Annotated in this window: 13 protein-coding genes, 2 tRNA genes and 1 pseudogene; 3 read left to right on the forward strand and 13 right to left on the reverse strand. The window is 19.7% G+C overall.

All coding sequences use genetic code 11. From position 1 onward, the window contains the following. Positions 1-14: 14 nt before the first annotated feature. The 9 genes and pseudogenes from rnc to orn form a co-directional block, all read right to left on the reverse strand. Entirely contained in the window at positions 15-695 is a 681-nt protein-coding gene (rnc, locus tag GJT94_RS00825; RefSeq protein ID WP_168894254.1) for a ribonuclease III, read from the reverse strand. Positions 696-744: 49 nt separating this feature from the next. Beyond that, positions 745-1,533: pseudogene (lepB, locus tag GJT94_RS00830) on the reverse strand (signal peptidase I); the annotation flags it as partial. A gap of 118 nt (positions 1,534-1,651) precedes the next feature. Beyond that, the gene (lepA, locus tag GJT94_RS00835) at positions 1,652-3,442 is read right to left on the reverse strand and encodes a translation elongation factor 4 (RefSeq protein WP_168894256.1); all 1,791 of its coding nucleotides are present in this window, start codon (positions 3,440-3,442) and stop codon (positions 1,652-1,654) included. Positions 3,443-3,505: 63 nt separating this feature from the next. After that, positions 3,506-5,548 (reverse strand): M3 family metallopeptidase, encoded by a 2,043-nt coding sequence (locus GJT94_RS00840; RefSeq protein ID WP_168894257.1) that lies wholly within the window; start codon positions 5,546-5,548, stop codon positions 3,506-3,508. A gap of 104 nt (positions 5,549-5,652) precedes the next feature. After that, entirely contained in the window at positions 5,653-6,396 is a 744-nt protein-coding gene (gene rlmB / locus GJT94_RS00845) for a 23S rRNA (guanosine(2251)-2'-O)-methyltransferase RlmB (protein WP_168894258.1), read from the reverse strand. A 56-nt stretch (positions 6,397-6,452) separates the two neighbouring features. Further along, complete coding sequence (gene miaA, locus GJT94_RS00850) at positions 6,453-7,421, reverse strand: tRNA (adenosine(37)-N6)-dimethylallyltransferase MiaA (RefSeq protein ID WP_168894259.1); 969 nt, start codon at positions 7,419-7,421, stop codon at positions 6,453-6,455. An 8-nt stretch (positions 7,422-7,429) separates the two neighbouring features. Further along, on the reverse strand, positions 7,430-9,151 hold the full coding sequence (gene mutL / locus GJT94_RS00855; RefSeq protein ID WP_168894260.1) for a DNA mismatch repair endonuclease MutL: 1,722 nt from the start codon (positions 9,149-9,151) through the stop codon (positions 7,430-7,432). 37 nt (positions 9,152-9,188) lie between these two features. Continuing rightward, positions 9,189-9,262: transfer RNA gene (locus tag GJT94_RS00860), tRNA-Gly, on the reverse strand. 74 nt (positions 9,263-9,336) lie between these two features. Beyond that, positions 9,337-9,882: an oligoribonuclease gene (gene orn / locus GJT94_RS00865; protein WP_168894261.1), complete on the reverse strand. Its 546-nt coding sequence runs from the start codon at positions 9,880-9,882 to the stop codon at positions 9,337-9,339. 108 nt (positions 9,883-9,990) lie between these two features. On the opposite strand from orn, the gene asd reads away from it, so the two are divergent. Next, complete coding sequence (asd, locus tag GJT94_RS00870) at positions 9,991-10,863, forward strand: archaetidylserine decarboxylase (RefSeq protein ID WP_168894262.1); 873 nt, start codon at positions 9,991-9,993, stop codon at positions 10,861-10,863. 19 nt (positions 10,864-10,882) lie between these two features. Here the strand turns inward: asd and epmA are convergent, their stop codons facing one another. Together epmA and efp are read right to left on the reverse strand one after the other, a co-directional pair. Continuing rightward, a complete protein-coding gene (gene epmA / locus GJT94_RS00875) occupies positions 10,883-11,857 on the reverse strand; it encodes an elongation factor P--(R)-beta-lysine ligase (protein ID WP_168894263.1) in 975 nt (324 codons plus the stop codon). Positions 11,858-11,875: 18 nt separating this feature from the next. Further along, on the reverse strand, positions 11,876-12,442 hold the full coding sequence (gene efp / locus GJT94_RS00880) for an elongation factor P (protein WP_168894264.1): 567 nt from the start codon (positions 12,440-12,442) through the stop codon (positions 11,876-11,878). A gap of 65 nt (positions 12,443-12,507) precedes the next feature. Between efp and GJT94_RS00885 the strand changes: the two genes are divergently transcribed. Then, the gene (locus tag GJT94_RS00885) at positions 12,508-13,485 is read left to right on the forward strand and encodes a KamA family radical SAM protein (RefSeq protein ID WP_168894265.1); all 978 of its coding nucleotides are present in this window, start codon (positions 12,508-12,510) and stop codon (positions 13,483-13,485) included. Positions 13,486-13,603: 118 nt separating this feature from the next. On the opposite strand, the gene groL is transcribed toward GJT94_RS00885, so the two are convergent. Next, a complete protein-coding gene (gene groL, locus GJT94_RS00890) occupies positions 13,604-15,247 on the reverse strand; it encodes a chaperonin GroEL (RefSeq protein WP_168894266.1) in 1,644 nt (547 codons plus the stop codon). 74 nt (positions 15,248-15,321) lie between these two features. After that, on the reverse strand, positions 15,322-15,612 hold the full coding sequence (locus GJT94_RS00895) for a co-chaperone GroES (RefSeq protein ID WP_168894267.1): 291 nt from the start codon (positions 15,610-15,612) through the stop codon (positions 15,322-15,324). Between the two features lie 298 nt (positions 15,613-15,910). On the opposite strand from GJT94_RS00895, the gene GJT94_RS00900 reads away from it, so the two are divergent. Continuing rightward, a tRNA-Phe gene (locus tag GJT94_RS00900) sits at positions 15,911-15,983 on the forward strand. Positions 15,984-16,037 lie beyond the last annotated feature (54 nt).

Here is a 16,037-nt window from a genome sequence, read left to right on the forward strand (position 1 = left end):
ATTATTAAAGTAAACTATTCTAAACCAAGTTTTTTTAAAGCTTTTTCTGCTGCTGATTGTTCAGCTTTTCTACGACTAGATCCTATTCCTATAATTATTGCTGATATACCGCTAATTTTACATTGTATAGTAAATTTTTGATTATGTACTTCACCATTTATTTGTATTATAAAATAATAAGGTAAAGGAAGATGTGATCTTTGTAAATATTCTTGTAATCTTGTTTTAGGATCTTTTTGATTATTACCAGGTAGTATTTTTTTTAATCTAAACTGATACCATAACAAAATAATTTTTTCTACAACTTTTATATTACTATCTAAACATATACTACCAATTAAAGCTTCCATTGTATCAGCAAGTATAGATTCTCTATTATATCCCCCATTTTTAAATTCACCAGGACCTAAAAATAAATATTCTCCTAATTTAAACTCTCTCGCAATACTTGCTAATGTATTTCCTTTAACTAAAGTAGCGCGCATACGACTCATATTTCCTTCATTTACATCAGGAAATTTATTATATAATGCTTTAGCTATTATATAGCTTAATATAGAATCTCCTAAAAATTCTAATCTTTCATTATGTTTACTACTTGCACTTCTATGTGTTAAAGCTTGATATAATAAATCTTGATGATTAAACATATAACCTAATCTTTTTTGTAATTGATTAATCATAATAAAATTCACATAATTATATTTTAATTTATTATATAAAATAAGTAATATTTTTAATAAATTAATTAATTTTATGTATTCGATTAAATCTAATTTTTAAAAACCATGAATTTGATTTTTTTTTAATATTTAACCAAACTAATATAGCTTTTCCTAATAAATATTTTTTATGTACAAAACCCCAATATCTACTATCAAAACTATAGTCACGATTATCACCCATCACAAAATAACATTTATTTGGAACAATCCATGTATATAATGGGGTATTTTTCTGTTTATATATATTTAATGATTCATTGTCTAATTCAGGAATAAATAATATTTTATGTGATAATTTATTTATATATTCTGTATATTGAAAAAATCTTAATTTTTTCAAATTATAATGTTTTTTAAAATTTTCAGAAATGTTAATAAATGATATTTCATCTTTATTTTTAGAAACTTTAATAAAGTTACTTTTTTTAAGTTTTTTATATATAAAAATATTTTGTTTTATATATTTTTTATTATATAATGTAATTTGTTTATTTTTATAATTATAAACAATAATATCTCCTGGTAATCCAATAATTCTTTTAATATAATTTATTTTAGTATTTTTAGGATATTTAAAAACGACTATATCCCCTCTTTTAGGTAATTTATTATTAATAATAATTCTATTATTTAAAGGATTTTTAATTCCATAAATAAATTTATTTACTAAAATAAAATCACCTTCTAATAAGGTAGGTGCCATAGAACCTGAAGGTATATAAAAAGATTCATATATAAAAAAACGAACTATAAAAATTAATATAATTATAGGTAATAGAGAGCTTATTTGTTTTATTAAATATTTTTTTTTTAGCATATATTTTATCTAATTAAGTTAGATATATTTTTTTATAAAAATAAAATAATTTAAAATTTTTATTTTATAAAAAAATATAAATATTATTTAAATTTTATTTTAAAATAAATTATTTAGCAGTTTTTAATATAGATAGAAAAACTGAAGGGGGTAATTTTACATTACCAATATTTTTCATTCTTTTTTTCCCTTCTTTTTGTTTTTGAATTAATTTTTTTTTTCTACTAACATCTCCTCCATAACATTTAGCAATTACATTTTTACGTAATTGTCTAATATTTGCACTAGAAATAATTTTTTTTCCAATTGCAGCTTGAATTACAATATTAAATTGTTGTCTTGGAATTAATTTTTGAATTTTTTCTACTAATATTTTACTATAAGAATAAATTTTATTTTTATAAGTAATTGTTGTTAATGCATCAACACGTTTTTTATTAATTAAAATATTAATACAAACTAAATTAGATTTTTTAAATTTTAAAAAATTATAATCTAATGATCCATATCCTTTTGTAATAGATTTTAATTTATCAAAAAAATTTATAATTACTTCAATCATAGGTATTTCAAAAATTAATATAACTTGATTTCCATGATACATTATATTTTTTTGTATACCGTTTTTAGTAATACATAATTGAATAATTTTTCCAATATATTTTACTGGAGAAAGTATTTTACATTTTAAAATTGGTTCTCTTATTTCTTTTATAAAATGAGATGAAGGAAATTTAGATAAATTATCTATATATAGAATATCTTTATTAATTGTTTCTATTTCATATTTTACAGAAGGTATAGTTATAATAATATTTATATTATATTCATTTAATAAACGTTGCTGTATAATTTCCATATGTAATAAACCTAAAAAACCACATCTATATCCATAACCCAGTATCTCTGAATTATCTGGTTCAAAAAATAAAGCAGAATCATTTAAACTTAATTTTTTTAATGCATTACTAAAAATTTTATATTCATCAGATATTATAGGAAATAAACCAGCAAAAACTTTAGGAACACTTTTTTTAAATCCTGGTAATAGTATATTTGATGGTTCTGTATATGATGTTATAGTAGCCCCTACTGGTACTTCATTTATATTTTTGATTCCTAATACTATCCAGCCGACATCACCACATTTTAATTTACTTAAATTTATTTTTTTTGGTGTAAAAATACCTATTTTTTCTATAAAATATTTTTTTCGAGTATTTAAAATAATTATTTTCATTCCTTTAAAAATTTTACCATTTTTAATACATATTAAAACTATAACTCCTAAATATTTATCAAACCATGAATCTATAATAAGAGCTTGTAAAGAAGTATTAATATTTCCTGTAGGTGAAGGAATATTTTTAATTAAATTTTCTATTATATTTTTTATTCCTAATCCAGTTTTAGCTGAACATTGAAGAAATTTTTTAGATTGAATACCTATAATATTACATATATCTTTTTTTATTTTTTCAATATTTATATTTAATAAATCAATTTTATTAATAACTGGTAATACTTTTAATCCCATTGTAATAGCAGTATTATAATTAGATAAAGTTTGAGCTTCTATTCCCTGTGAAGCATCTATTAATAATAAAGCTCCTTCACATGCAGCTAATGATCTTGAAACTTCATAAGAAAAATCTACATGTCCAGGAGTATCAATAAAATTTAATTTATAAAAATTATTATTTTTTGCTTTATAATTTAAAGAAACACTTTGTGCTTTTATTGTAATACCTCTTTCTTTTTCTAATGACATACTATCTAATACTTGTGATGTCATTTCTCTTTTAGATAAACCACCACAAATTTCAATTAATCTATCGGCAAATGTTGATTTACCATGATCAATATGAGCAATAATTGAAAAATTTCTTATATTTTTCATAAAATAATTTTTTAAAAACCTATAAATATAGAAAATCAATTTTTATAAAATAAATATTTTTAATTATATTTCAATCCCTCTTTGTATAAGTAAAGAATTAATATTTAATTCTTTACCTCTAAATTTTTTAAATAAAATAATAGGATCTGCGGAACTACCTAAAGATAAGACATTATTCAAAAATTTTTTTCCTATTTTTGAATTAAATAATCCATTTTTTTTAAAGTATAAAAAAGTATCTGCAGCTAATTGTTCTGACCATAAATAACTGTAATATCCAGCAGCATATTCTCCACCAAATATATGATTAAATACATTTGTATATTTATACCAACTAGGGATAGGAGATATTGTAATTAAATTTTTTCTTATTTCTTTAATTAAATCTGATATTTGATTATTTTTTTTAAAATTAAATTCTTTATGTATTCTTATATCAAATAAACTTAATTCTATTTGACGCATAAGAGATAAAGCAGAATTATATTTTTTAGATTCAATTAATTTATTCATTATACTTACTGGAAAATTATTTTTTTTTTTATAATGTTGTGAAATTAATTTTAAAGATTCTAATTCCCAACACCAATATTCCATAAATTGACTAGGAAATTCTACAATATCTAAAGGTATTCCATTAATTCCTGATATGTTAGGTATATTTATTCTGGAAGTAATATGATGTAAAGCATGTCCAAATTCATGAAATAAAGTTAAGACTTCATTATGATTAAGTAAAAAAAAATTATTAATAGAAGGAGTAAAATTACAATTAACATAAGCTATTGGATATTGAAGTATCCCATTTTCTTTTAATATTCTGGATTGACATATATCCATCCAAGCTCCGCTACGTTTTTCTGAACGTATATATAAATCAAAATAAATACTACCATATAATTCATTATTAGAATTAAAAACATCAAAAAACATAACACTATTATGCCAAACTGATACTTTTCTTTTTTTAAAAATTAAACCATATATTTTATTAATAATAATAAACATCCCTTTCATTACAATATTAATTGGAAAATAATTACGAATAATATTATCATTTATTCCATATAGATAAAATTTGTATTTTTCTGCAAAAAATGATATATCCCATGGATTTATATTGTTTAAATCATATTTTTTTTTAATAAATTTTTTTAAATTTGAAACTTCTTTTTCAGCTTGTTTTTTTGATAATTGTATTAATTTATATAAAAAAGATAAAACTTTATAAACTTTTTTAGCAGATTTAACCGCTAAAGATTGTTCAGCATAAGAATTATATCCTAATAAATTTGATAATTTTGAACGTAATGATAATTCTTCTATTAGAATAGGTTCATTATTAAATTTTGATGAATTAAGATCAAAAGAAGATGCTCTTGTATTATACATATAATATATTTTTTTTCTTAAAACATGATTTTTACAAAATGTTATAATTGATAAATAAATAGGAATATCTAAAGTAATTAAATACCCTTTCTTATTTTTTAACAAAGCATTTTTACTCATAATATTTATTATATGATCTGGTATCCCATCTAGTTCTTTTTTATCTAAAATATTTTTTTCTAATTTTTGAGTACTATCAAAAATATTATTATTAAAAATATTTTGTAATTTTAATAAACGTGTAATAATTTTTGAATATATATTTTTTTTTTCTTTAGATAATAAAATTCCTGAAAGTTTAAAATCACGTATAATATTATTAATAGATTTAATTTTTAATTTATCAAAATTTAAATTTTTTTGATTATTTTGTACTTGTATATAAGCATTATATAAATATTTATTTTGTTTAAACCATAAACAATAATTAGTTACTATTTTAATAGTAATTTCATAAATTTTTCTTGTTTCATGATTATTACAAACATAATTTAAATGATTTATTGGTGAAAAAATACGATATAAATTTTCATCTAATTCTAATATTTTTTGACAAAAATTATGCCAATTATAATTATTTTGATGTTTTTTTAAAATTTTATTAATTTTTTCTTTAGAATTATTAATAGTAATTTTTATTGCAGATAACATGCAATTATTAGTAATTTTATTAAAAGGAGGTAATAGGAAATCAGATAATAACGGATTATTCATAATAAATTTCCAATGTATATATAAATATATGAAAATATTTAATATTTATTAAATAATATATTTATTTAATAAATTATATTTTTCTTAATTAATTAATGATAAAATTAAAAAGTATTATTTTGTCTAGTTATTTCAAATAAACAAATTCCAGTAGCTACAGAAACATTTAAAGAATTTAAATTGTTAAACATAGGTATAGAAACTAATACATCACAATATTTTTTAATAATAAATCTTATCCCTTTATCTTCAGATCCAATAATTAAACATATTGGATATTTTAATTTATTACAATAAATAATATTATTTTTTTTATTATTATCAGCTCCAATAATATAAATGTTATTAGATTTTAAAAAATTAATAATATTTATTAAATTTTTTACAAAAATTATAGGTATATATTCTGATGTTCCACAAGATATTTTTTTTACTATAGCGTTAATTTTAACAGAATGTCTTTTAGGTAAAATAATCATACTAACACCAAATGCAACAGCACTTCTAATACATGCCCCAAAATTATGAGTATCTGTAAGACGATCTAAAATAAGAATTAATATTTTTTTAGATTTATTTATAATTTTAAAAATATCTTTTTCTGTAAAAGATTTTACTATACTTATTTTAGCCATAATTCCTTGATGGATACTATTATTAGTTTTTTTATCTAACCACTTTTTACTTACTTTATATATGTTAATATTATATTTATTTATATACAAAAATAATTCTTTAATTTTATTAGATTTTTTTTTACTATTTAAAATAAATATTTTTTTTAAACAAAAAGGATTTTTTTTTAAAATACTAATAACAGAATGTATACCAAAAATAATATCTTTCATATTATTTAATCATTAATTTTAATAAATTAAATATATCATAATATAAAAATATAATTTTAAATTTTTTTATTTAAAATAAACTTATTTTTTTCAATAAATTTTATAATATAATCATAAGCTTTATAAATATGATTACTATCAAACCAATATATATTTTTCCAATAACGTAACCAAGTTAATTGTTTTTTTGCCAAATGACGTGTTGCAATAGTAGTTTTTTGTATCATTTCTTTATAATTAATTTTATTTAAAATATATAAAAACATTTGTTTATATCCAATGCAACGTATTGCAGGAAAGTAAATTTTTAGATATTTGTTTTTAATAAGATTTTTTACCTCGTCTTCAAAACCTAATTCTAACATTTTAAAAATTCTATCTTCTATATTTTTATGTAAAATTGTTTTATTAAAATATGTTAATCCAAATTGATATATATTATAAGGAATTTTATTACCTGGAATTTTTTTTATTTCACTTAAAGTTTTTCCTGTTAAAAAAAATATTTCTAAAGCTCTTAAATTTCTTTGTATATCATTACAATGAATTTTATTTGCAGATATAATATCAATTGTTTTTAACATATCATGATATGATTTATATATTTTATTTTTTATTTTATTCATAATAATATTACGTATTTTAAAATTAGATGCAGGTAATAAAGGAGACATAGTATTAATTAATGTGTTATAATAAAACATGCTTCCTCCAACTAACAATGGTATTTTCCCTTTTTTAGTAATTTTATCCATAATACTTAAAACATCATTATAAAATTCCATTACAGAATATGATTGATAAGGTTCTTTAATATCAATTAACCAATGTTTGGTATAAAAAAAATTATCTTTTTTTGGTTTATCTGTTCCTATATTTAATCTTTTATAAATTAAAGAAGAATCTACACTAATTAATTCAACAGGTAAAACTTTAGCTAGTCTAGTAGCCAAATAAGTTTTTTTAGAAGCTGTAGTTCCCATTAAAAAAATAGCTGTTGGTAATTTTTTATTTTTTTTATTCATATTATGAATTATATATTAATGATATAAAATAATTTTTTTATTGAAAAATTATTTTTTTCTAATTTTAACAATTCTAACTCCATCAATAAATTTATAATTTTTGAAGAATCCCATTCTTCATTTATATTAATTAAATAATTAATTATACATTCTTTAATTTTATTTAAAGAAATTTTTTTTATATTTAAAAAATATTTTAATAAATATAAAAAAAATTTCTTTACATCATAAAATGATAAAAAGATAGGTATATATAAAATATATATTATGTTTTTTTTATTTATTTTTAATTTAAAACCTAATTTTATTAAAAAATTTTTTATTTTATATAAAATAAAATATTCTTTTTTTTCTATATTTATACAAATATCAGTTTTAATAATATTAATTATATTTTTATTTTCTAAATGTAATTTAAATTTTATCTTTAATAATAAAGAAAAAAGTTCCTTTATTAAAATAGAATATAAAAGATTATTTTTTTCTATAATAATATAAGTATTTTTAAAAATTGTTAAAAATTTACCAAAATTTTTAAAATTAAAAATTGGTAAATTATCTAAATATACTAAGTTTTTTTTTTTAATATTATTAAATAGTAATTGATTTTTTATAGAAAGTGTTTTTTGAGTAAAAAAACATTCTACATCTTTTGATGTTAATTTATTTTTATTATTATTTTTTATTAAATTAATATTTATATTATTATTAATTTTTTTGATAAAATTTTTGTTGTATAATAATTTTGTTATATTATTAAATATAAAATTATATAATTTTGATATATTATAAAAACATATATCATTTTTTTGTGGGTGTATGTTTATATCAATTTGATTAGGTGCTATGTTTAAAAAAAAAATAAAAGATAATTTATAATTATTATTAAATTTATTGTACAATATCTCTTTGAGAATACGATAAATAAAGTTGGTACGCACTATACGATTATTAACATAAAAATACTTAAATAAATTACTTATTAAACTCTTTTTTTTATATATAATCATCCAACCATATAATTCTAATTTTTTATTAATACAATTAATTTTTAAAGAATTTTTTAAAAAATTCTTACCACATATTATTTTTATACGATTTATATAAGAAATATTATCTGTTACTTTTTTAAAATTATAAACTATTTTATCATTATATTTAAATGTAATTCCTATACCAAATCTCATTAAAATAATTTTTTTAATAATATTCTTAATATAAATAAATTCTATACTTTCATTAGAAAGAGATAATCTTCTTGCAGGAAAATTATAAAAAAGATCAGATAAAACTATGGTTGTTCCAGTTGGATGTGAAATTGGTTTTAAATAAATTATTTTTTCATTAAATCCTTCTGTATATAATTGCCAAGCAATTCTCTGTTTTAATGTTTTAGATGTGATAGTCATTCTAGATATAGCTTTTATACTAGTTAAAGCTTCACCTCTAAAACCAAAACTTTTAAAAGAATCTAGATCATTTAAACTAAATATTTTACTAGTAGCATGTTTTTTTATACATAAATTTAAATTTTTTTTATTCATTCCTATTCCATTATCATTAATATAAATATATTTAATTCCTCCTTTTTTTATAAATAAATTTATTTGTGAAGCTTTTGCATCAATACTATTTTCGATTAATTCTTTAACTATAGTTGCAGGTCTATCTATAACTTCTCCTGCAGCAATTCTTTTTATAACATCTTTTGGTAAAATTTTAATATGCATTATTTATAATATTAATAAAAAAATTTATTTAAAATAGAGCGGGAAACGAGATTCGAACTCGCGACCCCAACCATGGCAAGGTTGTGCTCTACCATACTGAGCTATTCCCGCTAAATATAAATATAAATAATTTTATTAATGATATGAAATTTAAGTTTTATTTGTCAATATATTTATTTAAAATATTATTTGTTATTAAAAATAAAATTTCTATAAAATTTTAGTTCGTTTATAGATTCATATATATCATAAAAGGCACTATGTTTATTTTTTTTTTTTAATCTAGAATAGATTTGAGGATTCCATCTTTTAACAAGTTCTTTTATAGAACTAACATCAATATTTCGATAATGAAAATATTTTTCTATTTTAGGCATATAATTATATAGAAATATACGATCTTTATAAATACTATTACCACATAAAGGTGTACTTTTAGGTTTAATCCATAATTTTAAAAAATTTAAAATATATATTTCTGCTTTTTTTTCATTAAATTTACTATTTTTAATTTTTTTAATTAAACCAGTTTTTTTATGTATATTTTTATTCCATAAATTCATAGTATCTAAAATATTATTTGTTTGATATATTGGTATAACTATTCCTTTATTTATAACTTCTAAATTAGAGTTAGTTATAACAATTGCAATTTCAATTATACGATCTATCTTAGGATTAAGACCTGTCATTTCTAAATCTAACCATACTAAACTATCATTGATTTGCACAAAATAATATCCTTATATTAAATTTTTTATAAAATTCCAATTTTAAATATTATTATATAATATTTTTTTGTATTATATTTAAATATAACATAAAAGATTATTTATAAAATGAAAAAAAAAATTTATTTGTATATACAAAATATATTACCACAACTTTTAATTACAAATTTTTTTAGTTATTTTTCAAAAAAAAAACTTAGTATAATTACTACTTCTTTAATATTTTTATTTATTAAAATATATAAAATAAATATGAAAGAAGTAAAATATCCTAATATTTTTTATTATAAAACTTTTAATAAATTTTTTATAAGAAAATTAAACATGAATAAAAGACCAATTGATAATAATAAAAACCATATTATTCAAAATACAGATGGAATAATTAACGAATTAGGTATTATAAAAAAAAATACACTTTTTCAATTTAAAGGTTGTAATTATTCACTTTATAATCTGATAGGACAAAATTCCCAAATAAATAAAATTTTTACTAATGGATTTTTTATAAATGTATATTTATCACCTAAAGATTATCATAGAGTACATATGTCTTGTAATGGTACATTATTAAAAATGATATATATTCCTGGAAAATTATTTCCAGTTAATAATATAATATACGAAAATTTATGTAATTTATTCATTTTAAATGAAAGAGTAATTTTTGTTTTTAAAACATCTTTTGGATTTATGATAAAAATTTTAATTGGTGCTCAAATAGTTGGAAGTATTTATACTTCTTGGTACGGTTCAGTTATTTCATCAAGAAAAAATAATATTAAAATTTGGAATTGGCCATACATAAATAATTTTTATAAAAAAGATTTTATTTATTTAAAGAAAGGTGAAGAAATGGGTTATTTTAATATAGGATCTACTGTTATTACTTTATTTCCTCCTAAAACAATTAAATTTAATCCAATTTTAAAAAAAGGAATGAAAATTAAAATTGGAGAATTATTAGCATATATTATTTGAAATAAAAAATTATTATATATTAAGAATTTTTTATAGAAAAACTAATAGATTCATGAATAGATTTTTTTTTTAATAAAAACATGATAAATCTATCTAAACCTATAGCCATACCTGAATAATTTGGAATACCATATTTCATTGCTTTTAATAAATAATTATCTACCTTTTTAAGGGGTAAACCAATTAATTTTCGTTTATTATTATCTTCATTAAACCTCTTTTTTTGTTCTTTATAATTAGTTAATTCATGAAATCCATTACCTAATTCAACACCTTTAAAAAATATTTCAAATCTGTTTGCTATATTTTTATTTTTTTTATTTATAGTTTCAGTAGTTTTTTGTGATGATGGAAAATTATATATTAATATTGGAGATATAAATCCTAATTTGGGTACAATATATAAATCAAATAATATTTGTAAATAATCATTTTTAATAAAGAGATAATTATTTTTTTTTTCTTTTATAAAACCTATTTTGTGAATTAAAAATAATAATTTTTTTTGATTTATATTAAAAGGATTTATTTTTAAATATTTTAAAAAAATTTTTTTATATGAATATTTTTTAATTTTATCAAATCCAAATTTTACAAAAAAATTATTTACTTCTGACATTAATTGTTTTAAATTATAATTTTTATGATACCATTCTAACATAGTAAATTCTGGATTATGATATTTACCAAATTCTCCATTACGAAAACTATGACATATTTGATAAATTGAATTATTTATTTTAGATGCTAGTATTCTTTTCATATGGTATTCAGGACTAGTAATTAAAAATAATTTTTTTTTTCTTTCAAAATAAATAAAATTTGTATTAAATTGTTGTAAATAAATATTTGTATTTTCAAATTTAGTTAGTATTGGTGTTTCTACTTCAATAAAATTTTTTTTATCAAAAAAATTTCTTATTTTTTTTATTATATTAGAACGTTGAATTAAATCATTAATTTTTGCACTAGTTAAGTAATTAAATTTTTTCATATTATTTTAAACTTTTTATTATTTAAATCGAGAAATATATTTTTTTTTTCTTGTATCAATTTTAATTATATCTCCAATCTTAATAAAAGATGGAACTTTTATTATTTCTCCATTACTTATTTTAGCTTTTTTATTATTATTAATAATACTTCCTTTTAAAATTATACTTGTATTTATTACTTTTAATTTTATAAAATTAGGTAATGTTAAGAATATAGGTAATTGATTCCAAAATGTTATAGTATAATCATACTGAGAAATTAGCCATTTTTTTTTGTTTTTAATAATTTTATAACTAATAACAGTTTGTTCAAAACTATTTTTATCCATAAAATAATAAAAATAGTTTTTTTCATTATATAAATATTTTAATTTTTTTTCTAAAATATCTGCGGTATCTAAATTATCAGTTGATTTAAATGTTTTATCAATTAATTTTTCTGTAATTAAATTTCTCATCTTTATTCTTACAAATGCTTGTCCTTTACCAGGTTTTACAAATTCATTTGATTCTATAATATAGGGTTGATTTAAAAATATAAATTTCATTCCAATCTTAAAATTATTACTATAATAATTAATCATGTTTTCTTTTTTTTGAATAAATATTAATTTATAATTATATTATATTTATAAAATAAAATTATTCTATGAAAGAATTATGGATAAAACAATTATCTAATATTATTAATAATAATTATGATCTTATGAATATTATAAAAATTAAAAAAGAAGATAGTTATCATTTTTTATATAAAAAAAAGAATATATTTTTTAAAGTTAAAATACCTTTAATTTTTATAAAAAGGATAGAAAAAAATAATTATAAAGATCCAATATTATTACAATTTATTTTTAATAAAAAAGAATTAATTAAGTATAAAAAATATAATAGTAATCCATTAAATGAACAATTTATTATTCCGGGGATGATACATAAATATAAAAATAGAGTATTAATACTAATAACAGGAATTTGTGCAGTACATTGTAGATATTGTTTCCGAAAGAATACTAAAAAGATTAATTCAATTAAAATATGTGATTGGAATAAAATAATTTATTATATAAAAAAAAATTTAGAAATTAATGAAATTATTTTTTCTGGAGGAGATCCATTAATTTTAAATGATAAGAAAATTAGTTTATTTCTTAATGATATAAAAACAATACCTCATATTAAAATCTTAAGAATACATACTAGACTAGTAAGTATTCTTCCTGAAAGGATTTCTAGAAATTTATTAAAAATATTTAGTAAATGTAAATTTCATATCGTAATAGTTACTCATATTAATCATCCTAATGAAATTAGTGAAGAATTATCTGATAAAATTTATTTTTTAAAAAAAATAGGAATAACTATTTTAAATCAGAGTGTTTTATTAAAAAATATAAATGATAATCATAAAATTTTAATTAAATTAAGTAATACTTTATTTAATATTGGAATTATTCCTTATTATTTACATCTTTTAGATAAAGTAAATGGTAGTAAGCATTTTAATGTTTCTGAAAATAAAGCTAAAAAAATCATGAAAAAAATATTATTATCATTATCAGGATTTTTGGTTCCTAAATTAACTAAAGATATTTATGGAAGTAAAAATAAAAAATTTATTATTTAAAAAAACAAAAAATTATAATTTTATTATAAAAAAAGCTGTGCTATTTAATGCACAGCTTATATTAATATATTAATAAAATTATAGTTTTAATAAATTTAAATTTTTTAAACAGCTTAGATTACATCATACCGCCCATACCTCCACCCATACCACCTGGTGGTGTAGATATTTCTGGTTTTTCTTCTTTTGGTAAATCAGTAACCATACATTCTGTTGTAATCATAAGACCTGCTACAGATGCTGAATATTGTAATGCTGATCTTGTAACTTTAGTCGGATCTAAAATACCAAATTTAATCATATCTCCGTATTCTTCATTTGCAGCATTATATCCATAATTACCATGACCATCTTTTACATTATTTGCAACTACTGATGGTTCTTCTCCAGCATTAGAAACTATTTGACGTAAAGGAGCTTCCATTGCTCTTAAGGCTACTTTTATACCCATATTCTGATCTTCATTTTGACCAGTTAAATTCATTAATTTAGCTGCTACCCGAACTAATGCAACTCCACCTCCTGCTACAACACCTTCTTCAACAGCAGCTCTAGTTGCATGTAAAGCATCTTCTACTCTAGCTTTTTTTTCTTTCATTTCTACTTCAGTTGCAGCACCAACTTTTAAAACAGCTACTCCACCTGCTAGTTTTGCTACTCTTTCTTGAAGTTTTTCGCGATCATAATCAGAAGTTGCTTCATCTATTTGTTGTCTTATTTGATTTACGCGTCCTGAAATATCTTTTTGTTTTCCGGTACCATCTATAATAGTAGTTGTATCTTTATTTATAACTATACGTTTTGCTTGCCCAAGATCTTCTAATGTAGTTTTTTCTAGTTCTAAACCAATTTCTTCTGAAATAACATTACCACCTGTAAGGATAGCAATATCTTGTAACATAGCTTTACGACGATCTCCAAAACCAGGAGCTTTAACAGCAGCAACTTTTACTACACCACGCATAGTATTAACTACTAAAGTAGCTAATGCTTCTCCATCAACATCTTCGGCTATAATTAATAAAGATTTACTTGATTTAGCAACCATTTCTAAAACTGGTAAAATTTCTCTAATATTTGAGAGCTTTTTATCAACTAAAAGTATATATGGACTATCAAGTTCTACGGTTCCAGATTCTGATTTGTTAATAAAATATGGTGATAAGTATCCTCTATCAAATTGCATACCTTCAACTACATCTAACTCATCTTGTAATCCTGTACCTTCTTCAACTGTGATTACTCCTTCTTTTCCTACTCTTTCCATTGCTTGCGCAATTAAATCACCTACAGTTTCATCTGCATTTGCAGAAATAGTTCCTACTTGAGCTATTGATTTTGAATCAGAACATGGAACAGAAATTACTTTCAATTCTTCTACAGCAGCAATAACTGCTTTATCTATCCCTCTTTTTAAATCCATAGGATTCATACCAGCAGCAACAGCTTTTAAACCTTCACTTACAATAGATTGAGCTAATACACTAGCGGTAGTTGTTCCATCACCTGCTACATCATTAGCTTTGGAAGCAACTTCTTTAACCATTTGTGCGCCCATATTTTCAAATTTATCTTCTAATTCTATTTCTCTTGCAACTGTTACTCCATCTTTAGTTATAGCTGGAGCTCCAAATGATTTATCTAATACTACATTCCTACCCTTTGGTCCAAGTGTAATTTTAACTGCATCTGCAAGTACATTTACACCTCGTAACATTTTAACGCGTGCGTCATTCCCGAATTTTACATCTTTAGCTGCCATTTTAAATATTCCTTAAATTCATTTACATAAATTAATAAAATTTTTTAAAAAATTTTATTTAATGACAAATTTTATTATTTAATAATAGCTAAAATATCACTTTCAGACATTATAAGAACTTCTTCATCATCAATTTTTTCTGTTTTAACACTATAACCATCATTAAATATAATTGTGTCGCCTTTTTTTACATCTAATGGTTTTACAACACCATTATCTAATATACGTCCTTTTCCTACTGCTAATACTTCTCCTCTTGTAGATTTTCCTGCAGCAGAACCTGTTAAGACAATTCCACCTGAAGATTTAGATTCAACTTCTTTTCTTCTTACAATAACACGATCATGTAATGGACGAATATTCATTTAATAATTCTCCTTTTAAGAAGTCTAACTATTATAAATTAATATTAATTTATTTTGAATAATGTGAACTGAAAGATAAGGACATATAGTCTATGTTTCAAGTACTATTTTAAAAAATTTTATTTATGAAAAAATAAAATTTTAAAAAAAATAAAAAACAATTAATACATTATTATGATGTTATCATAATTAATAATAATTAATCATTTATATAATAATATTATTTAATATTTTTTAATAAAAAATATTGACGTTTACTTATAAATATTGTCATAATAAAATATATTTTTTTATATATGCCCGAATAGCTCAGTTGGTAGAGCAGTGGACTGAAAATCCCCGTGTCGGTGGTTCAATTCCGCCTTCGGGCATTTTAATCTTACTATTCAAATATTTTTTATATTTTTTTATTAAAAATAAAAAAA

Origin of the sequence: Enterobacteriaceae endosymbiont of Donacia cinerea (assembly GCF_012569925.1) — a bacterium.
Lineage (GTDB): Bacteria > Pseudomonadota > Gammaproteobacteria > Enterobacterales > Enterobacteriaceae.